At 67.2% G+C, this 19,485-nt stretch carries 13 protein-coding genes; 2 read left to right on the top strand and 11 right to left on the bottom strand.

Annotation, left to right across the window (positions count from 1 at the left end):
* Nucleotide 1 precedes the first annotated feature (1 nt).
* The 8 genes from gspF to Q7J26_RS03535 form a co-directional block, all read right to left on the bottom strand.
* A complete protein-coding gene (gene gspF, locus Q7J26_RS03570) occupies nucleotides 2-1,222 on the bottom strand; it encodes a type II secretion system inner membrane protein GspF (RefSeq protein ID WP_304935134.1) in 1,221 nt (406 codons plus the stop codon).
* Nucleotides 1,222-2,718 (bottom strand): type II secretion system ATPase GspE, encoded by a 1,497-nt coding sequence (gene gspE / locus Q7J26_RS03565; protein WP_304935133.1) that lies wholly within the window; start codon nucleotides 2,716-2,718, stop codon nucleotides 1,222-1,224. Before gspE ends, gspF begins: the two co-directional genes overlap by 1 nt.
* A 4-nt stretch (nucleotides 2,719-2,722) precedes the next feature.
* Entirely contained in the window at nucleotides 2,723-4,882 is a 2,160-nt protein-coding gene (gspD, locus tag Q7J26_RS03560) for a type II secretion system secretin GspD (protein WP_304935132.1), read from the bottom strand.
* On the bottom strand, nucleotides 4,879-5,676 hold the full coding sequence (locus Q7J26_RS03555; protein WP_304935131.1) for a type II secretion system protein N: 798 nt from the start codon (nucleotides 5,674-5,676) through the stop codon (nucleotides 4,879-4,881). Before Q7J26_RS03555 ends, gspD begins: the two co-directional genes overlap by 4 nt.
* 238 nt (nucleotides 5,677-5,914) lie before the next feature.
* A complete protein-coding gene (locus Q7J26_RS03550) occupies nucleotides 5,915-8,560 on the bottom strand; it encodes a TonB-dependent receptor domain-containing protein (protein ID WP_304935130.1) in 2,646 nt (881 codons plus the stop codon).
* A 75-nt stretch (nucleotides 8,561-8,635) separates the two neighbouring features.
* Nucleotides 8,636-10,147, bottom strand: coding sequence for a hypothetical protein (locus tag Q7J26_RS03545; protein ID WP_304935129.1), 1,512 nt, complete (start codon nucleotides 10,145-10,147; stop codon nucleotides 8,636-8,638).
* A gap of 285 nt (nucleotides 10,148-10,432) precedes the next feature.
* On the bottom strand, nucleotides 10,433-10,945 hold the full coding sequence (locus Q7J26_RS03540) for a hypothetical protein (protein WP_304935128.1): 513 nt from the start codon (nucleotides 10,943-10,945) through the stop codon (nucleotides 10,433-10,435).
* A complete protein-coding gene (locus Q7J26_RS03535; protein WP_304935127.1) occupies nucleotides 10,942-11,907 on the bottom strand; it encodes a M28 family peptidase in 966 nt (321 codons plus the stop codon). Before Q7J26_RS03535 ends, Q7J26_RS03540 begins: the two co-directional genes overlap by 4 nt.
* Nucleotides 11,908-11,982: 75 nt before the next feature.
* On the opposite strand from Q7J26_RS03535, the gene ligA reads away from it, so the two are divergent.
* A complete protein-coding gene (ligA, locus tag Q7J26_RS03530) occupies nucleotides 11,983-14,313 on the top strand; it encodes an NAD-dependent DNA ligase LigA (protein ID WP_304935126.1) in 2,331 nt (776 codons plus the stop codon).
* Here ligA and Q7J26_RS03525 read toward each other — a convergent pair.
* Nucleotides 14,310-15,251, bottom strand: coding sequence for a LytTR family DNA-binding domain-containing protein (locus Q7J26_RS03525; RefSeq protein ID WP_304935125.1), 942 nt, complete (start codon nucleotides 15,249-15,251; stop codon nucleotides 14,310-14,312). The two genes, ligA and Q7J26_RS03525, sit on opposite strands and share 4 nt — an antisense overlap.
* A gap of 11 nt (nucleotides 15,252-15,262) precedes the next feature.
* On the opposite strand from Q7J26_RS03525, the gene Q7J26_RS03520 reads away from it, so the two are divergent.
* Nucleotides 15,263-16,504: an acyltransferase family protein gene (locus Q7J26_RS03520; RefSeq protein ID WP_304935124.1), complete on the top strand. Its 1,242-nt coding sequence runs from the start codon at nucleotides 15,263-15,265 to the stop codon at nucleotides 16,502-16,504.
* Nucleotides 16,505-16,734: 230 nt separating this feature from the next.
* On the opposite strand, the gene adhP is transcribed toward Q7J26_RS03520, so the two are convergent.
* Together adhP and Q7J26_RS03510 are read right to left on the bottom strand one after the other, a co-directional pair.
* On the bottom strand, nucleotides 16,735-17,763 hold the full coding sequence (adhP, locus tag Q7J26_RS03515) for an alcohol dehydrogenase AdhP (protein WP_304935123.1): 1,029 nt from the start codon (nucleotides 17,761-17,763) through the stop codon (nucleotides 16,735-16,737).
* A gap of 155 nt (nucleotides 17,764-17,918) precedes the next feature.
* Nucleotides 17,919-19,436, bottom strand: coding sequence for an aldehyde dehydrogenase family protein (locus Q7J26_RS03510; RefSeq protein ID WP_304935122.1), 1,518 nt, complete (start codon nucleotides 19,434-19,436; stop codon nucleotides 17,919-17,921).
* Nucleotides 19,437-19,485 lie beyond the last annotated feature (49 nt).

The raw sequence follows: 19,485 nt of genomic DNA, 5'->3' as shown, positions 1-19,485 counted from the left end.
CTCACCCCATGGCCAGGGTGTTGATCTGAAGTATGGGCAGCAGGATCGACAGGACGATCATCGCGACCACCCCGCCCATGACAACGATGATGGCGGGCTCCAGCAGGCTCAGCATCACGGCGGTGAAGGTCGAGAACTCGCGTTCCAGATAGTCGGCGGCGCGTTCCAGCATCGGCTCCAGCCGTCCGCTGCTCTCGCCCGAGGCGGTCATATAGACCAGCAGCGGGGGAAAGACGTCGGCGCGGCGCATGGCGGCCGACAGCCCCCCGCCCTCGCGCACCGCCTCGCCCATGGATTCCGTCGCCTGACGCAGAGCCATGTTGGACACAGTGCGGGCGGTGATGGTCAGGCCTTCCAGCACCGGCAGGCCGGCGGCGATCATGGTCGACAGGGTGCGCGCCATCTTGGCGCCGTGCAGATCCCGCGTCAGCCGGCCGATGACCGGCAATTTCAGCATCGTCTGGTCGATCCGCAGCCGGATCTCGGGTCGGCGCCGCACGACAACGCCTGCGGCGATCAGCCCGGCCAGCACGATCAGGAACAGCCAGCCCCAGTTCCGCATCAAGTCCGACACCCCGATCACCAGCCGCGTCAGCAGCGGCAGGGTCTGGTTCATGCTCTCGAACTGATCGACCACCTTGGGCACGACGAAGGTCATCAGAATGCTGATCACGCCCAGGGCCACGACGGCCAGGACGCTGGGATAGACCACGGCGGTGATCACCTTGCCGCGGACCTGCTGGTCCCGCTCCAAGCCGTCGGCCAGGCGTTCCAGGATCGGCTGCAAGGCGCCCGATTGTTCCCCGGCCGAGACCATGGCCCGGTACAGGGGCGGAAAAGCCTGGCCCTGAAGCGCCATGGCGTCCGACAGACGCCGCCCTTCCATCACCCCGGCATGGACGCCTTCCAGAACCCGCCGCACGACCGGCCGGTCCGCCTGAAGCGCCAAGGTGCGCAGGGCCTCTTCGATGGGCGCGACCGAGATCAGGGTGGCCAGTTGGCGGGTGGTCAGGGCCAGGGTCTTGGCGTTCAGCCGGTCGCCCCGGACCGAACCTGAGCCGCCCCGTTCGGACCGCGCCGCCATCCGGGCCGGCGTCAGTTCCAGCGGCATCAGCCGGCGACGCGTCAACTGCCCTCGCGCCGTCGCCTCGTCCGCCGCCGTGACGGCGCCGGAGACGGTGCGGCCCGCCGCATCGACGGCGACATAGTCGAAGGCCGCCATCAGGCCGCCTCCGCCGGATCGGTCGCGGTCTCTTGGCGGGCGACGCGCACCGCCTCCTCGACCGAGGTGACGCCGTCCAGCACCAGGGCGCGCGCGCGTTCCGTCAAGGTTCCGCCCCCGGCGAAGGCGGCGGCGACCACCGCGTCCTCGTCCGCCTCGGCCGCGATCAGACGGCGTACACGGTCGTCGATCTTCAGCACTTCGTACAGGCCGACCCGGCCGACATAGCCGGTGCTGCTGCAATGGGCGCAGCCGTGCGGACGCCAGACGCGCACCCCGGCCTTGGCGCCGATCAGTTTCGCGGTCGGCTTGTCGGCGACCTCCGGCGTGCGGCAATGCTCGCACAGCCGGCGCACCAGCCGCTGGGCCACGATCAGCCGCAGGGTCGAGGCCAGCAGGAAGGGCTCCACCCCCATGTCGCGCAGCCGCGTCACCGCCCCCGCCGCATCATTGGTGTGGACGGTGGACAGCACCAGGTGGCCGGTCAGGGCGGCCTGAACCGCGACCCCCGCCGTCTCCACGTCGCGGATTTCCCCCACCATGACCACGTCCGGATCCTGGCGCAGGATGGCGCGCAGGCCCGCGGCGAAGGTCATGCCGACCTTGGTGTTGACCTGGGTCTGGCCGACGCCGTCGATGGCGTATTCGACCGGATCCTCGACCGTCAGAATATTGCGCGTCTGATCGTTCAGCAGGGCCAGGCCGGCGTACAGGCTGGTGGTCTTGCCGGACCCCGTCGGCCCCGTGACCAGAATGATGCCGTTCGGTTCGGCCAGGGCCGCGCGGAAGGCGACAAGCGCGTCGGGCCCCATGCCCAGCCGGTCCAGGGTCAGTCCGGCCTGATCCTTGTCCAGGATCCGCATCACCACCCGCTCGCCGCCACGCGACGGCAGGGTCGAGACCCGCACGTCCAGCGTCTTGCCGCCGAGGGCCAGGGGGATGCGCCCGTCCTGCGGGACGCGCTTCTCGGCGATGTCCAGCCGCGCCATCACCTTGATGCGCGACACCAGCAGGGGCGCGATGCGCGGGTTCAGGCTCAGGGCCTCGCGCAGAACCCCATCGATCCGCATCCGCACCAGCAGGGCGGTCTCATAGGTTTCCAGATGGATGTCGGAGGCGCCCGTCCGCACCGCCTCGGCGATGATCCCGTTGATCAGCCGGATCACCGGGGCGTCATCGGCCGTATCCAGCAGGTCCGCCGCCGCCGGGATGTCGTCGATCAGACTGTCCAGCCCGGCCGGCATGTCCAGATCATCGCCGTCGGTCGCCGCCAGATGATCGCCGGCATAGACCTCCGACAGTTGGCGGTCGAAGGCCGCCTGGCTCAGCGTCTCGACCGCCAGCGGCCGACCCAGGACGCGACGCGCCTCGATCAGGGCCTTGGGGTCCGCCCCCTCGCGCAGCCCTACACGCGCCACCTCGCCGGCGTCCAGCAGCAGGACGCCGTGCCGTTTGGCGAATCCATAGGGCAGGCTGGGGCTGACCAGGGTGATCATGGGATCAGTTCCCGGTCGGCGGCAGGGGCGCGACCTCGACCGGGGCCACGGGCGCCGCCACCTCCGTGGTCGGGGCGATGACCATGGGTTCGCCGCTGGCCGGGGCGGCCGGCGCCTGTGTCCGCATATAGTCGCGCACCAGGGCGTCCAGGCTGGGCTCGCGATCCGGCTGCACCGCCTGCTGCTGATCGCGCATATAGCCCCAGCGGTCGGCGGCCAGGCCCTGGGCCTCTTCACGCGTGCGAACGATGGTGGGCCGCAGGAAGACCATCAGATTGGTCCGCCCCCGCTGGCGGCTGTTCGAGCGGAACAGGGCGCCGACGCCGGGCAGGTCGCCCAGGCCCGGGATCTTGTCGGTCTGGATGATGTCGTTCTGGTCCAGCAGCCCCCCGGCGACTGCGATGTCGCCGTCATCGACCACCAGGGTCGTCTGCAGTTCCCGCTTGTCCAGCACCAGGTCCGTCGAACTGCTGGTCAGCCCGCCGTTGATGGCCGAGACCTCCTGACGCAGCGTCAGGGTGATGGAGCCGCCGGCGTTGATCTGGGGTTTGACCGTCAGCCGCACGCCAATGTCCTTCCGATCGGTCGTGGTGAAGGGGTTGGAGTTGCCGTCCAGCAAAGTCTGGCCGGTCGTGATCGGCACCTCCTGCCCGACCAGGAAGGTGGCCTCTTCGTTGTCCAGCGTCATGATCGACGGGGTCTGAAGCAGGTTCGAGCCCTTGTCGGTCTTGGCCGCGTTGATGATGAAGCCGAACAGACCGCCGCCGATGTCCACGGCGGCGCCGCCGACGAAGCCGTTGGCGCCCGACAGACTGTTAAGGGCCAGGTTTTGCAGCTGTTCCTTGAGCGGATCGTCATCGTCCAGTTGCGCCGAGTAGGCGCCGCCGGCGATGTTCACCAGCGGGGTCGCGTTGTCGGTATAGTTGGTCAGGCCGACGCCGTTCTCGCCGCCGTAAAGCCACTGGACACCCAGCTCGCGCACGGCGTTGTCGCTCAGCTCGACCACGATGGCCTCGATCAGCACCTGCTGACGGCGCACGTCCAGCCGCCGGATGACGTCGGCCAGGGTCCGCTGCATATCGGCCGGCCCTGCAATGACCAGGGCGTTGGCGCCGGGGAAGCGGGCGATGGTGGCGCGCTGGCCGGTGGCCGTCACTGTGGACGAGCCGATGGCGCCGGTGTTTGCCTCCGCGCCTCCAAGGCTGGCGGCGGTGCGGGACAGGCCGCTGGACGCGCCGGTCGTCGATCCGGTCGGTGCGGTGCGCAAGCCCTGGCTCGTGCTGCTCGAGGCCGTGACCGGCTGGCCGACCACCTGTTGCAGCACGGGCAGAAGCTGTTCGGCGTTGGCGTGTTCCAGGAAGACGACATTGACGTCCTGGCTGGCGCGCGACCGGCCGTCCAGGTCGTGGATCAGGCCGCGCACCCGCGCCAGGGCCTGGCCGTCGCCGCGCAGGACGATGGAGTTCGAGCTCTCGACCGCCGTGACCGTGACCATTCCCTGGCCGCCGCCGCTCGGCGCGGCCATCACTTGCTGCAGAACCCCGGCGATCTCTCGCGCCGAGGCGTTCTCCAGCGCCACCACCTCATAGCTGGACCGGTCCACGTCGATCCGGCCGATCAGCGAGCGGATACGCGCCAGATTGTCCGAAAAGTCCGCCACCACCACGCTGTTGGCGCCGGGATTGGCCAGGACCTGGCCCTGGGCCCCGACCAGGGGCCGGATCGTCTCGGCGGCGGACGCCGCGTCGATATTGCGCAGTTGGAAGACCTCGGTCGAGAACCGCTCTGCGCCGACGGTCGACGGCCCCTGGGCCGCGCCCTGGGCCGGGCTGATGCGATAGGCGCCTGACTGGGTCGGTGTGACGACCAGGCCGTTGGCCCGCAAGGTGGACAGGAAGACCTCGAACATCTGGGCGCGGCCCAGCGGGCGGTCGCTGGTCACCGTCACCGTCCCGGTCACAGCGGGATCGACGATGAAGGTGCGCCCTGTCGTGCGAGCCACGTCCTGGATGAAGGCGCGGATGTCGGCGCCTTGGACGTTCAGGGTCTGGCGCGCCTCCTGCGCCATGACGGGCGCGGCGGCCAGGGGCGCCTGCAGGGCCAGGACGGCAGCGAGGGCGCCGACGCCGGAGCGCTTCAGGCGATTGCGCAGAGAGGCGGTCATGGACGCGTCCTTATGGTGGTGGTGCGCGTCTCGCCCGCGCGCTCATATTGAATTTCGGCCGAAGGCGCGCTGGCCAGTTGGCCGCGCAGGGCGCCGATGGCCTGAGGGCTGTTCAGCGCCACGCCGTTGACGGACAGGATGACGTCGCCCGACTGAAGCCCGGCGCTGCGCAGCTCCGACGCATTGCCGGCGGAAGAAACAGTGAAGCCGTTGACGCCCAGCCCCTGAATTCGCGGCCGCAGCGAGGCCTGGGCCATCAGCCGCTGGGGATCGACAACCGCCCCCTGGGCCGAGACCGGCGCGGCGGCCGGGGGGGCCACCACCTGAGGCGTCGACGGCGGCGGGGGGGGCGCGGCGGCGCCGGCGGGCGTGTCGGCGAATTCCAGACGGCTCAAGGACTGGCCGCGCGCGAGGGTGACGAAATCCGACCCGACAGACTGCAAGACCAGGCCGGGTTCGACCTCCTCGCCGACGCCGACGGACAGTTGACGCCCGTCCGCCAGACCGATGATGGCCGATCCGCCGCCCGCGCCGCCCGCGCGCACGCCGAACAGCCGCATCTGGCTGGCGTCCGCACCCGAGGCGCCGGCCAGGGCGCCCTGCCCGCCCGTGCGGAAGAAGGCGTCGAAACGCGACAGAATACTCAGGTCCACCGGCCCCGCCGGGGCCGTGACGCCGGCCGGTTCGAGCTTCGGCTGAGGCCCCGCGAACAGCCAGACCAGCCGCCCCGCCTGAACCAGCAGCAGCAGGACCAGCACCACCTCGACGATGCGACGCAGCGGCAGACGACGCATACGGTCGGTCGCCGAAGAGACGTTAAAACTACGGAAAGCCGCGATCACGACGTCATGCCTGTTCCGACCCCCGACGGCCATGCCGCGATCTAGACTAATCGTCCGTATGCGGGCCGCACCGAAGTGTGAAGACGCGAAGAACATCTGGTGACAGATACGATCTACACGGATCATTTAAACGAAAGCGACCGGGAAGCCGAAAGCTTCCCGGTCGCAAACGCGTCGCCTGTTTCTGAAATCAGAAGCGGGCGGTCAGGCTGACCGAGGCGCTCTGACCCAGGTCATAGTTGTTGACCCGGATCTTGTTGCCCAGCTCCTGATATTCGTCGAACTCGGTTCCCAGCAGGTTCCGCAGTTCCAGGGCGAAGCCCATGTCGCGGGCCATGACGGTGAAGTCCTTGCGATAGACGAAGTCCAGGAAGACGCCCGGCTCTTGGATGAAGTCGGGCTCGCGGCTTGAGCCGGTGCCGGCGCCGCGGGCGGTGATCCGGTCGCTGACATAGTTGACGATGATCGTCGCCTGCGACCGGGCGGTGTCGTCTTCCCAACCCAGTTGCAGGTTAGCGACGTGGTCCGACTGGCCTTGCAGACGGCTGCCGTCCTGGATGAAGAAGGACGCCTGTTCGGGCGTACCCGCGCCACCCAGGGTCAGGACGGTGTCGCCGTCGCCGACCTTAACCTCGGAGTCCGAGTAGGTGTAGTTGGCCTGAACCAGCCAACGCTTGTTGGCGATGAAGCTCATGCCCTGGTCGGGGAACTCGAAATACTTCTTCACCTCGACCTCGGCGCCCATGATGGTCGCCTTGGGCGCGTTCAGGTAGGATTGCTGGCGCTGGTTGCCGACATCGACGATGACGGACTCAACCGGCTTGTCCATATCCTTGTAGAAGACGCCGGCGGTGATGAACTGCTGGCGGGCGAAGTACCATTCGTACCGCGCGTCCAGGTTCAGCAGCTCGGTGTCCACCAGATAGGGGTTGCCGATGAAGATGCGGTCGCTTTCCGGGTCGGTATAGGCCTGGGGCGCCAGTTCGCGGAACTGAGGGCGGCCGATCGTCTGTGACACGCCGAAGCGCAGTTGCTGATCCTCGGCGAAGTTCCACGTCGCCGTCAGCGAGGGCAGCCAGTACTGTTCCTCGATCTCCGTGGCTTCATAGGTCGAGGTACCACCGAACAGGTCGCGCGGCGTGACGCTCTGTTGACCGTCTTCGAAGCGCACGCCCACCGTAGTGCGAACCAGGGGGATGATCTCCGCATCGACCATGGCGTAGGCGGCGTTGACCTGAAGTTCGGCGTCATAGGCGCTGGCGCCGTTGCTGCCGGCGATTTCACGCAGCTGCAGCGTCGTCGGATTGATGTTGTAGTCCGAGAACAGATAGTCGATGCGCGACAGGCGCTGGCTGTCGGTCAGACCATTGACGGCTTCGAACTGAAGGTCATGGCGCGAGGCTTCACGGTTGTTGTCGAACGAGGCCACACCGGCGCTGATGATGGCTTCACGGGCCGAAGACAACGGCAGAGTATAGGCCACGTCCAGACCGCCCGAGACGATGTCATCGTCCAGTTCGCTGAACGAAATCAGATTGCCCTGGACGTTGTGGATGTAGTCGCCGTCCGCGTTGACGCCGTACTGGAAGCGCGATTCATAGGGCGCGTCGCGCGAGGTCTTGGCATAGGCCGCGCGCCAGTCGATTTGAAGCGAACCGTCCATGAACTCGTGCTCGCCGGCCAGCTGGCTGGTGAACAATTGGCGCACGAACCACTCAGTATAGTCATTGCGGATCACGCTGCCGCCGGCGTCGAAATCGGGCCCCGCGACCGAGCGGGCTTCCTTGGTGGTGTTGCGGACGTAGAAGTTGGTCCACTTCACTTCATGATCGGCGTTCGAAAGGGACAGGCCGCCCAGGAGGTTCAGGCGAATGTCGTTCTGATTGGATTCAACCGCGTAGGTCGAGACGGGCACCAGAACTTCACCCTGGAACTGACCCTCTTCCTGAACGCCGCGACGCGCCTGCCAGCTGTTGTCATACCCGGCCACGGCGACCAGGCCGAGCGTGCCGATGCCCGTGTCATGCGAGAAACCGCCGGCGAATTCCACGCCGCCGTCGATCGGGGTCTTTTCACGTTGCAACAGACGCAGCGGCGCATTGCTCAGCGACTGACCCATGGTCTGCAGCTGATCGGCCGTGAAGTTGGCGCTGTTGATCTGCTTGCCCTGGTCGAAGGCGATGCGGATTGCGCCGGGCACTTCGCGCGTGTCGTCATCGAAGCCGGTGAAGTCGGTGCGCGATCCGTAATAGATCAGGCCTTCCTTGCCGGTCGACTCGGTGTTGCCGGCCAGAGAGAGCTTCATATTGAAGAAGGGTTCGTTCGGGGCGTCGATGGTGTGCAGATCGATGACGCCGCCGCCAAACTCACCCGGGAAGTTCGGCGAATAGGTCTTCTGAACCGTCACGCTGTCCAGAATGCTGGAGGGGAACAGGTCCAGAGGAACGACGCGCTGAAGCGGCTCGGGGCTGGGCAGAGGCGAACCGTTCAGCAGGGCCGACGAATAGCGCTCGCCCAGGCCGCGCACATAGATGAAGCGGCCCTCGACGATCGACAGGCCGGTGACGCGGGTCAGGGCGGCGGCGGCGTTGCTGTCGCCGGTGCGCTCCAGGTCCTCGGACGTCAGGAAGGCCGCGACTTCGGAGCTTTCGCGATTGGGTTCTGGAATATAGCGGCCGAGGACGACGATCTCGCCGACTTCGGTGGGCTGTTCTTCAATCTGCTCCGCCGGAGTCTGGTCGGTCGGAGACGCTGCCTGGGCGAAAGCCAGGCCTGGCGCGATAAGCGCACTGGTGGCGAGAAGGACCCCGCTCAGGGTCAGAGTAAGTCTATTCATGGTCTGCGCCTTGAAGGGGTCAGGAAACGCGAAGAACCGGCGGCGACCTCATGGTCGCCGCCGGCGCTGTCATCGTCAGCAGGTCGAGCCGGAGGTCAGGCCGCAGGTCCAACCCTGCCACCAGGTGTCCTGGGCGTTCCGCACCGCGCCGATGTAGGTCACGCTGTCGAAGAAGCTGTAGACCGTCTTCGGATCGACGGCCGTCACGGCGTTTTCGTTGGCGCCGTTGATGAAGGCCAGGTTCTGGTTGGTGATGGTCGTGCCCGAGGCCGGAGCGGTCAGGGTCGAGGTTCCCAGCGCCGTGACATTGGTGTTGCGGGCGTTGGTGAACACCGCCGTGGAGCGGGCGACGTTGGCCGGACGGTAGGCGATCGAGCAGGACATGTAGATCGAGCGCAGCGAAGGCGTCGAACCGCTGTCGAAGCTGGTCTGGGTGTCGCCGTCGGCGATGTCGAAGCAGCCCGCAACCGAACCCGCCGTCGAGGTGGCGACGATATTGATCAGGTTCGGGTTGGTGCCTGTGTCGAAGTGCATGACCGTGTGAGCGTCGGTCGGGGCGTTGCGGCCGACCAGGGTCCAGTTGGCGATCTTGGGCTGCGACAGGTACCGCGAGGCGTAGGCGGTCGAGGTCGGGGCGGACGAGAACTCGAAGCCGGCCGAACGGCTGGTCGAGTTCGGCGCACGCTGGGTCACGATGCCGAACTGAGCGCCGCCGCGCCAGCCGGTGTCGGTGTCCAGACCGTCGTCGTCGGCGCCGTTGATGACGATGTGCTTCAGGTTGGCGTTGCCGCCGAAGATTTCGATGCCGTCATCCGAGCTGTTGTACGACTGGATATATTCCAGGGTCGTGCCCGAACCGACGCCGGCCAGAGTCAGGGCCTGGAGTTCATTGCCGGTCGAGATTTCAAAGCCCGAATACTTGATCTGGACATAGCGCAGGCGGCCTGAGTTGTCCGTGGCCGTATTGCCGCCGAAGAAGGCGTTGGTGCCCTCGACTTGACCGGTGCAGGTGACCGGGGCGGTCAGCTGGCAGTTGGCCTGCGGTGCGCGGCCGGCGAGGACGATGCCGCCCCACTGACCTTGCGAGGTCGCGGTGGCCGTGCCCTCGATGTCCTGGCGGCTGGTGAAGATGATCGGGTTGGTGGCGGTGCCTTCCGCGTAGATTTGCGAGCCGCGATTGACCAGCAGATAGTCGCCGCCGCTGGAAGCGAAGAGCTTCACGCCCGGTTCAATGGTCAGGATGCCCTGGGTGCCGGTGGTCGAAGCGGGGTCGATGCCGCGATCGGTGCCCACTTCAGTGCGGCCGCTGATCGCATAGATGGTGCCGGCGCGGACAGCCAGGGTCAGGTTGCCCAGGACCTGGGTCGGCAGCTGGCAGACGCGCAGGGTGCCGTTGGCGATGGTGCCGACGTTCGACAGGCCGGTGGGGCAGTCGGCGGCGGGGGTGCCGGGCGTGGGGGTGGTCGGCGTGGTGGGGGTCGTGCCGCCGCCGTTGCCGAAATCGCCTTCACCAGGCGAAGCCACTTCGGCGGAACCGCAGGCGGCGAGTGCGAGGGCGCTGACCGCCGTCACGAGAAGGGTTTTCATCTGAAGGCCGGTCATCATCAGTCCACCGTGTCTGGTCAAAGAGCTATGACAGGGGACGCCCGAGCTCATGCCCGGCCGCGATGACGTTATCGTCCCTCCTGCCCGGCTGCAGTCATTAGGGATGCTGTGTGACGGCGCATGCGCCCTGGCATGAAGGTTCGGCGGAGGTTTTGCGGAGAAATAGAATAGCTTTTGCAACAATTGATCTGTTTTCAGATCAATGACGTCACACCAAACACGGCTTCGCATCAGAGCTGAACGCCGCCGACACGGGCCTTGACCGGATCAGTCGCCGTTCCACCAGCCCAGGCTGAAAGGGACCCTCTGCCCCTTCACCGTCACCGCGCCGGTGATCACGGGGGTGCGGTCGCCCAGATTGCGGCGCGCGGTCGCCAGGGCGCCGGGATCGATGCGGGCGTCCAGGGTGGTCGGCTGGCCGTCGGGCGTCTCGCCGACGAAATGCAGGCTCTGGTCGGTCAGGTCATAGGCGCGCGGCGCCACCTGCACCGTCCCCTCCGGCCCCGACAGCGTCAGGATCAGGGGCGCCGTCCCCCTCTGCCCCGCCTCCCACGCAGCCAGCGCCGAGGCCTGGCCGATGAACAGGCTCTCGACCCGCCAGGCCTGGGTCGGCTCGGACACGGGCCGATAGTCGCCGGAGATATCGCCCTCAAGCCTATGCTGGAAGGCCGCCGGGGCGACGGGCGCCGACGCCGTGGACTCAGGCTCCGCCTCGCGCCGCTCGCAGCCGGCCAGCGCGGCCAGACAGACCAGGGTCGGGAGCAGGAAACGCCGGATCATCGATCCAGCGACCGATCCAGAGCCCGGAATCCGGCGATGGCCAGTTCCGTCGCCGAGGTGAAGACCTCGGGCTTGATCCGCTCGAAGTCGTCGGTCGGGCGGTGATAATCGGGATGATAGTCGACGCCCATATAGAGGAAGGGCACCCCCTTGTCGTGGAAGGCGCCGTGATCCGACGCCGAGACCCAGTTGTTCTCGCCCTCGTCCTGCGGCGTGTCCTTGCCGAAGGCGAAACTGACCGGCCCGACCGCCGACAGGGGCTCCAGGATCGGGCGCAGGTTGGGGTGCTGATAGGTCCCCGTGACCCACAGATGGCCGTCGGTCTCGGCCCGCGCCGTCATGTCGAAATTCAGGTTCAGGGCGATGGACGACAGGGGCACAGGCGGCGCCTTGACGAACTCCCGCGCGCCCAACAGCCCTCGCTCCTCTCCGTCGAAGGCGACCAGCAGCACGCTGTGCTCCGGCGCTTGGGCCTTCAGCCGTTTGGCCAGCTCCAGCAGGGTGGCGACACCCGAGGCGTTGTCGTCGGCGCCATTGTAGATCTGGCCGTCATGCATGCCGACGTGATCATAGTGGGCGCTGACCACGATATAGCGGTCGCCGACACGGGTGCCGCGGATCAGGCCCAGCACATTGACCCCGCGATAGGCAGCCGGGCCCTGCGGCGAAGGCCCCGTCCCCTCGAACGGCTGCAGCCGCCCGAAGGGCGCGGGCGCGACGCCCAACGCCTCCAGCCGCGCGACGACATAGGCCCGCGCCCGCTCCCCGCCCGGCGTTCCGGTTCCCCGCCCCTCCATGTCGTCCGCCGACAGGATCCGCACATCGTCCAGCAGCTGGCCGTATTCAGCGGCGGGCACGACAGGCGCGGGCGGCGGCGGACTGATCGGCTCGACGACGCATCCGGTCAGGGCCAGGGCGGCGCATCCGCCGAGCAGAAGGGATCGGACGGCGGCGGGCGACATGGACGACTCCGTGAATAACGATTCAGCCTAGCGTGCGGATCGCCTGACGTCAGCCCGTGGTAATGAGACCCCGACATGTCCAGCGCGATTCCCCCCTTTCCGCCCGTCGAAGACCTGACCGCCGAAACCGCGGCCGAGGAACTGGCCTGGCTGGCCGCCGAAATGGCCCGCCACGACGCCCTGTATAATGAGGCGGCGCCCGAGATTTCCGACGCCGACTACGACGCCCTGCGCGCGCGGAACCTGGAGATCGAGACCGCCTTTCCCGACCTGGTCCGCCCCGACTCCCCGTCCAACAAGGTCGGCGCCGTCGCCTCCAGCCAGTTCGCCGAGGTCCGTCACGGCGTGCCCATGCTGTCGCTGGACAACGCCTTCGACGAGGGCGAGGTGCGCGACTTCGTGGCCCGCATCGCCCGCTTCCTGAAACTGCCCGCCGACGAACCCATCGCCTTCGTCGCCGAGCCCAAGATCGACGGCCTGTCGGCCAACCTCCTCTATGTGGACGGCCGGCTAACCATCGGCGCCACGCGCGGCGACGGTCGTGCGGGCGAGGACGTCACCGCCAATCTGAACACCATCGCCGATGTGAAACAGACTTTAGCCGGCGACGACTGGCCCGACCGGATCGAGATCCGGGGCGAGGTATACGCCCCCAATGACGCCTTCGCCGCCTTCAACGCCGCAGCAGAGGCCGAGGGCCGCCGCACCTACGCTAACCCCCGCAACTTCGCCGCCGGCTCCCTGCGCCAGAAGGACGCCCGGATCACGGGCAAACGCCCGCTGAACTTCTTCGCCTACGCCTGGGGCGAACACTCCCGCGACTTCGCCGAGACCCAGTGGGAGGCCCTGCAAAAGCTCAAGGCCTGGGGCTTCCCCGTCAACGCCCGCTCGCGTCGGGTCGAGGGCGCCGAGGGCCTGATCGAGGTCTATCGCGAGCTTGAACGCGACCGGGCTGCGCTGGGCTATGACATCGACGGGGTGGTCTACAAGGTCGACCGGCTGGATTGGCAGCGCCGCCTGGGCTTCGTGGCCCGCAGCCCCCGCTGGGCCATCGCCCACAAATTCCCGGCGCAACAGGCGACCACGGTGCTGGAAGGCATCGACATCCAGGTCGGCCGCACCGGCTCCCTGACCCCCGTCGCCCGTCTGCATCCAGTCACGGTCGGCGGCGTCGTGGTGCGCAACGCCACCCTGCACAATGAAGACGAGATCGAACGTCTGGACGTCCGCATCGGTGACACGGTGCGCCTGCAACGCGCCGGCGACGTCATCCCCCAGATCCTGGGCGTGGTCCCCGACCAGCGCCCGGCCGACGCCGTCCCCTATGTCTTCCCCGACAAATGCCCGGTCTGCGGCTCCGAGGCTGTGCGCGAGGGCGACGAGGTCAAGCGCCGCTGCACCGGCGGCCTGATCTGCGACGCCCAGATTGTCGAACGGCTCAAGCATTTCGTCGGCCGTCGCGCCTTCGATATCGAGGGCCTGGGTGAAAAGCAGTTGGTCGCCTTCAATGCGCGCGGCTGGATCAAGGAACCGGCCGACATCTTCCGCCTGGCCCGCGACGAGGCGCGGCTGAATGAACTGGAACGCGACGACGGCTATGGCGAAACCAGCATCCGCAACCTGGTCGCCGGCATCGACGCCCGCCGCGTCATCTCGCTGGACCGGTTCCTGTTCGGCCTGGGCATACGCGACATCGGCGAACAGACCTCCATCGTCCTGGCTCGCGCCTTCGAAACCTGGCCCGCGCTGAAGGCCGCCTGTCTCCAGGCCGCTTCGGGCGTGCCGTCGGACGCCTGGACCGCCCTGGCCGCCGCCCACGCCATATCGCCCCGCGTCCTGACCCTGATGGCCGAGGCCGCGCCCCCCGCCGCCGATCCCTGGCCCGAGGCGACCATGGACATGAAGATCAGCCAAGCCTTCCCCGGCATGGCCGCTCCCGCCCGCCGGTCTCTGGCCACAATGACGGACGACTGGTCCGGCCTGGTCGAACTGGCCCGGGTGGCGCGCCAGGAAGGCCCGTCCGAAATCCTGAACCAGATCGCCGGCGTCACCGGCGTCGGCCCCGTCGCTGCCCTGGCCCTGGCCCACTTCTTCCACGAGCCGCACAATCTTCAGGTCGTCGCCGCGCTCGAGGCCGAACTGACCCAGATCCTCGACGCCGAACGGCCCAAGTCCGACACCCCGGTCGCAGGCAAGACCGTCGTCTTCACCGGCGCTCTGGAACGCTTCACCCGCGACGAAGCCAAGGCCCGCGCCGAAAGCCTGGGCGCCAAGGTCTCGGGCTCCGTCTCCAAAAAGACCGACTACCTCGTCGCCGGCCCCGGCGCCGGCTCCAAGCTGAAAGACGCCGAAAAACACGGCGTCCAGGTTTTGACCGAAGACGAATGGCTGGCCCTGATCGGCTAGCCGCGCAGCGTCACCAGGGCGGCGGGATAGCGGCGTGACAGGGGCGCATTGACCGCCCCCAGTTCCACGGTCCAGTCGCCGGAGCCGTCGGGTTGCAGACCAGTGACGCGCTCTGCATTGACCAGCCACGAGCGATGGACGCGCACGAAGCCGAACCGCGACAGTTCGGCCTCGACCGCCGCCAGGGTCGCGCGCATCAGCGGACGCCGCCCGTCCGCCAGCACGAACTCGACATAGTTCCCCGCCGAACTGACCGCCAGAATGTCGGCCAGGGGCGCGCGGATGATGCGGGCGCCGTCGCGAATGTCGAAACTGACCGGCCGCACCGGTTCGTCCCGCCGCCGCCGGAGATAGGCGGTCAGCAGGAAGCCCCCGACCAGCAGGACATAGGTCACCAGGTCCTTGCGCAGCTCATAGCCGAACCGGTCGCCGAATTGATAAGCGCCCGCCCCCATGACGGCGTAGCCCAGCTTCCTCAGCGCCACGAAACCGCTGACGTGCAGGGCCGAAAAGGTCAGAAGCGCCGCCAGATGAATCCCGGCGAACCGCGCCTTGGGCCGCCATCCCTCGCCCGCCGCCTCGTCCGGCGGCGCCAGACTGGCGGCCAGCCATGGAATCCAGATCGCCGCCATCAGGGTGATGGTGCTCGACACCTCCCAGACCATGGGCATCCAGGCGGCCACATCGGGGTTGTCCGCCTGGGCTGTCAGGATGTTGACCGGCGTGTTGATCAGCGAAAAGGCCAGGACCGCCAGGGCGCACCGCCATAGGTCACGACCGTTCAGGCGTCGTGCGATAGCCGTCCATCCGCTCGTCACGAGACGCGCGCCGTTCGTCCCGACGACCCCGGCGCCGTCCCCGCCAGACGACCGCATGGCCCCGGACGATTGCTGACCCACCCGTCGTTCCGCGAGGACGGGGCCTGCATCATTCGCCATGGAGTTCTCGCATGTCTGTTCCGCCCCCGCTCGTGCCGCCGTCCGCAATGACGGGCCGACGATACGATCTGGACTGGATTCGCGTCGGCGCCTTCATGCTGCTGATCCTCTATCACGTCGGCATGTTCTACGTGCCCTGGGATTACCATGTGAACAGCCCACGTCCGGTCGAGGCGCTTGAGCCGATCATGCTGCTGACGAACCCATGGCGGCTGACCCTGCTGTTTCTGGTTTCGGGCTGTGCGACCCGGTTTCTAGCGGACGGGTTCGCCGCGCGCGGGCAAAGCGGATGGGCGTTGGCCGGATCGCGCACCCTGCGCCTGCTGCCGCCGCTCCTGTTCGGCATGTTCGTCATTGTGCCGCCCCAGAGCTATTACGAAATCCTCGAGGCGGCCAAGGGCCTGGGGATCGCCGACCCCGCGCATGGACCGGTGCTCAAGGACTTCTGGGTGCGGTACGCCACCTCGACCGGCCACTGGTGCGACGCCGACGGCTGTCTGACCACGCCGACGTGGAACCACCTGTGGTTCATCGCCTATCTGCTGCCCTACAGCCTGTTGCTGACGGCGATGATCGCCTTTCCGGCCGCCCGACGCGCTCTTCAGGCGGCGGGGGATCGGGTCTTTCGGGGATGGGGGTTGGTGGTCTGGCCGGTCCTGTATCTGATCCTGATCCGCTGGTTCCTGGCGCCCCGGTTCGAAATCACCCATGCCCTGACCGACGACTGGTACAACCACGCCCTCAGCTTCGGCGCCTTCCTGTTCGGCTATCTGATCGCCCGGTCCGAGGAGGCGCGTCAGACCCTGATGCGGCTGCGCTGGCCCGCCCTGATCATCGCCCTGTGCAGCTGGGCGGCCTGGGCGACCTATGCCTGGGTCTATCGCGGCGACACCAGTCCGGCCGAGCCGCTCAGGCAGGCGATGCGGATCGTCTATGCGCTGGATCAGGCGGGCTTCATCGCCGCCATTATGGGCTTCGGCGCAAGATGGTTGAACCGGGGCGGCCCGGCCCTGCGCTATCTCTCGGTGGGCGTCTTCCCCTTCTATATCGTCCACCAGACCGTGACGGTCGTGGCGGCCTATAATCTGGCCATGCTCCACCTGCCGTTGGGTGTGGAGGCCGGCCTCCTGATCCTGATCACCGCCCTGGGCTGCCTCCTCGCCTACGAGGTCGCACGCCGGATCGGATGGCTGGGCCTGTTGCTGGGGGTGAAGCCGCAGAAGTCGGGGCGAACCGCGCGGTCGCCTGCCTGATGCGAGGGCTGGGACCGCCCAGCCCTCCTAATTCCATAGGAAAACCGTCGATGAATCAGCGGCTTGAAAATGATTCAAGCCGCCAACCCAGCACGTTCGCCGACGGGCTTATGATCTCGCCCAGGTCTTTGACATCGCGATCCGACATCCTGACGCAACGGCTTTGGACGTCGGAAATAGACGAAATAGACGAAATAGACTCTATTTTTTGTAGAGGGCTCGCGTCGATTTCAGATCGTCATGACGATCCGGCCCTCGATCTGGCCGTCGCGCATACGCTGGAAGATGCTGTTGATGTTCTCCAGCGGCTCGACCGAGACCGTGGCCTTGACCTTCTCGTCGGCGGCGAACTGAAGCGCCTCCTGAAGGTCCAGACGGGTGCCGACGATGGAGCCGCGCACCGTGGTGCCGTTCAGCACCATGTCGAAGATCGACAGGGGGAAGTCGCCGGGCGGCAGGCCGTTCAGGGCCACGGTGGCGCCCCGCGAGGTCATGTTGACCGCCTGGGCGAAGGCCTTGGGCGAAACCGCCGTGACCAGCACGCCCTGGGCGCCGCCGTCGGTCTGGGCCTTGATGTCGGCGGCGGGATCGTTCGAGGTCTTGGCGTTGACCGTCACGGTGGCGCCCAGACGCCGCGCCAGGTCCAGCTTGGCGTCGTCCACGTCCACGGCGGCGACGTTCAGACCCATGGCCTTGGCGTACTGGACCGCCACATGGCCCAGGCCGCCGATGCCCGAGATCACCACCCAGTCGCCCGGCTTGGTGTCGGTCATCTTCAGCCCCTTATAGACCGTCACCCCGGCGCACAGGATCGGGGCGATGTCGGTGAAGCTGACATTGTCCGGCAGATGACCGACATAGTCGGGATCGGCCAGGGCGTATTCCGCAAACCCGCCGTTGACCGAATAGCCGGCGTTCTGCTGGTCGTGGCACAGGGTCTCCCAGCCGCCCAGGCAGTGTTTGCAGTGGCCGCAAGCGGAATAAAGCCAGGGCACGCCGACACGGTCGCCCTCCTTGACCAGCTTGACCCCGGCGCCGACCGCCGAGACATAGCCGACACCCTCATGGCCCGGAATGAAGGGCGGGCTGGGCTTGACCGGCCAGTCGCCCTCGGCGGCGTGCAGATCGGTGTGACAGACGCCGCAGGCCTCGATCTTGACCTGGATCTGGCCCGGCCCCGGTTCGGGAACCGCGACCTCCTCGATGGTCAGGGCCTTGCCGAATTCGCGCACGACAGCGGCCTTCATGGTTCTGGGCATGGGCAGTCCTTTATCGATGGGGGTCTAGGGCGTGGGGGAACGGGCGGACCGGAAGCAGGTCACCGGCCCGCCCGCCTGGTTTGCGCTCGCCGGACAGACGGAACAGCGAGCGATCACAGGATGGCCGATCCGGGATCGACCATCCTTGATACAGATCAGAAGAAGCCCAGCTTGTCGGGGCTGTAGCTGACCAGCAGGTTCTTGGTCTGCTGATAGTGGTCCAGCATCATCCGGTGGTTCTCGCGCCCGATGCCCGACTTCTTGTAGCCGCCGAAGGCCGCATGCGCCGGGTACTGATGATAGCAGTTGGTCCAGACGCGGCCCGCCTGGATAGTCCGACCCGCCCGATAGGCGGTGTTCATATCGCGCGACCACACCCCGGCGCCCAGGCCGTATTCGGTGTCATTGGCGATCTCCATGGCCTCTTCGAAGGTCTTGAAGGTGGTCACGGCCAGGACGGGGCCGAAGATCTCCTCCTGGAAGATCCGCATGTCGTTGGTGCCCTTGAACACGGTCGGCTTCACGTAATAGCCGCCCGACAGGTCGTCCGGCAGCAGCGACTGCTCGCCGCCCGTCAGCACCTCAGCCCCTTCGTCCTTGCCGATCTGCAGATAGCTCAGGATCTTCTTCAACTGCGGTTCCGAAGCCTGGGCGCCGACCATGGTGGCCGGGTCCAGCGGGTCGCCCTGGACGATGGCCTCGACCCGAGCGATGGCCTTGGCGATAAAGGCCTCATAGATGTCTTCGTGGATCAGGGCCCGGCTGGGGCAGGTGCAGACCTCGCCCTGGTTCAGAGCGAACATGGCGAACCCTTCCAGCGCCTTGTCCAGGAAGGCGTCGTCGGCGTCCATCACGTCCTTGAAGAAGATGTTCGGCGACTTGCCGCCCAGCTCCAGCGTCACCGGAATGATGTTCCGGGTCGCATACTCCATGATCTTCTGACCTACGGCGGTCGAGCCGGTGAAGGCGATCTTGGCGATGCGGGGATTGGTGGCCAGGGGCTCGCCCACCTCGGCGCCCGTGCCGGATACGATGTTCAGCACGCCCGCGGGCACCAGGTCCTGGATCAGCTCGATCAGCAGCAGGATCGAGGCCGGGGTCTGTTCCGCCGGCTTCATCACGATGCAGTTGCCCGCCGCCAGGGCAGGCGCGATCTTCCACGTCGCCATCAGAATGGGGAAGTTCCACGGGATGATCTGGCCGACGACGCCCAGCGGTTCATGGAAATGATAGGCGACCGTGTCGTGATCCAGCTCCGAAATCCCGCCTTCCTGGGCGCGGATACAGCCGGCGAAATAGCGGAAATGGTCGATGGCCAGGGGGATGTCGGCGGCGAGGGTTTCGCGCACCGGCTTGCCGTTGTCCCAGGTCTCAGCCTCGGCGACGGCCTGGAGGTTGGCCTCGATCCGGTCGGCGATCTTGTTCAGAATGACGGCGCGCTGGGCGACGCTGGTCTTGCCCCAGGCGTCCTTGGCGGCATGGGCGGCGTCCAGCGCCAGCTCGACGTCGGCCGCGTCCGAGCGTGCGACTTCGCACAGGACGCGGCCGTTCACCGGGGAGGTGTTCTCGAAATAGCGGCCGTTGACCGGCGGCACCCACTGGCCGCCGATGAAGTTGTCATAGCGCGTCTTGAACTTGGGCGTCGCGGCGCGGGCGAATTCGGGTTTGGTCATGAAACACTCCTACGTTCCCTCGGGCGTCGATTACCGACGTCGTTGGGAC

The sequence above is a fragment of the Brevundimonas sp. genome (assembly GCF_030656255.1).
Classification (GTDB): domain Bacteria; phylum Pseudomonadota; class Alphaproteobacteria; order Caulobacterales; family Caulobacteraceae; genus Brevundimonas.
This window is presented reverse-complemented; position numbering and strand designations above follow the sequence as displayed.

What these genes read in the sequence shown, in the direction of transcription:
- gspF (WP_304935134.1), bottom strand. Translation starts at nt 1,222, where the DNA reads ATGGCGGCCTTCGACTATGTCGCCGTCGATGCGGCGGGCCGCACCGTC.
- gspE (WP_304935133.1), bottom strand. Translation starts at nt 2,718, where the DNA reads ATGATCACCCTGGTCAGCCCCAGCCTGCCCTATGGATTCGCCAAACGG.
- gspD (WP_304935132.1), bottom strand. Translation starts at nt 4,882, where the DNA reads ATGACCGCCTCTCTGCGCAATCGCCTGAAGCGCTCCGGCGTCGGCGCC.
- Q7J26_RS03555 (WP_304935131.1), bottom strand. Translation starts at nt 5,676, where the DNA reads ATGCGTCGTCTGCCGCTGCGTCGCATCGTCGAGGTGGTGCTGGTCCTG.
- Q7J26_RS03550 (WP_304935130.1), bottom strand. Translation starts at nt 8,560, where the DNA reads ATGAATAGACTTACTCTGACCCTGAGCGGGGTCCTTCTCGCCACCAGT.
- Q7J26_RS03545 (WP_304935129.1), bottom strand. Translation starts at nt 10,147, where the DNA reads ATGAAAACCCTTCTCGTGACGGCGGTCAGCGCCCTCGCACTCGCCGCC.
- Q7J26_RS03540 (WP_304935128.1), bottom strand. Translation starts at nt 10,945, where the DNA reads ATGATCCGGCGTTTCCTGCTCCCGACCCTGGTCTGTCTGGCCGCGCTG.
- Q7J26_RS03535 (WP_304935127.1), bottom strand. Translation starts at nt 11,907, where the DNA reads ATGTCGCCCGCCGCCGTCCGATCCCTTCTGCTCGGCGGATGCGCCGCC.
- ligA (WP_304935126.1), top strand. Translation starts at nt 11,983, where the DNA reads ATGTCCAGCGCGATTCCCCCCTTTCCGCCCGTCGAAGACCTGACCGCC.
- Q7J26_RS03525 (WP_304935125.1), bottom strand. Translation starts at nt 15,251, where the DNA reads ATGGCGAATGATGCAGGCCCCGTCCTCGCGGAACGACGGGTGGGTCAG.
- Q7J26_RS03520 (WP_304935124.1), top strand. Translation starts at nt 15,263, where the DNA reads ATGTCTGTTCCGCCCCCGCTCGTGCCGCCGTCCGCAATGACGGGCCGA.
- adhP (WP_304935123.1), bottom strand. Translation starts at nt 17,763, where the DNA reads ATGCCCAGAACCATGAAGGCCGCTGTCGTGCGCGAATTCGGCAAGGCC.
- Q7J26_RS03510 (WP_304935122.1), bottom strand. Translation starts at nt 19,436, where the DNA reads ATGACCAAACCCGAATTCGCCCGCGCCGCGACGCCCAAGTTCAAGACG.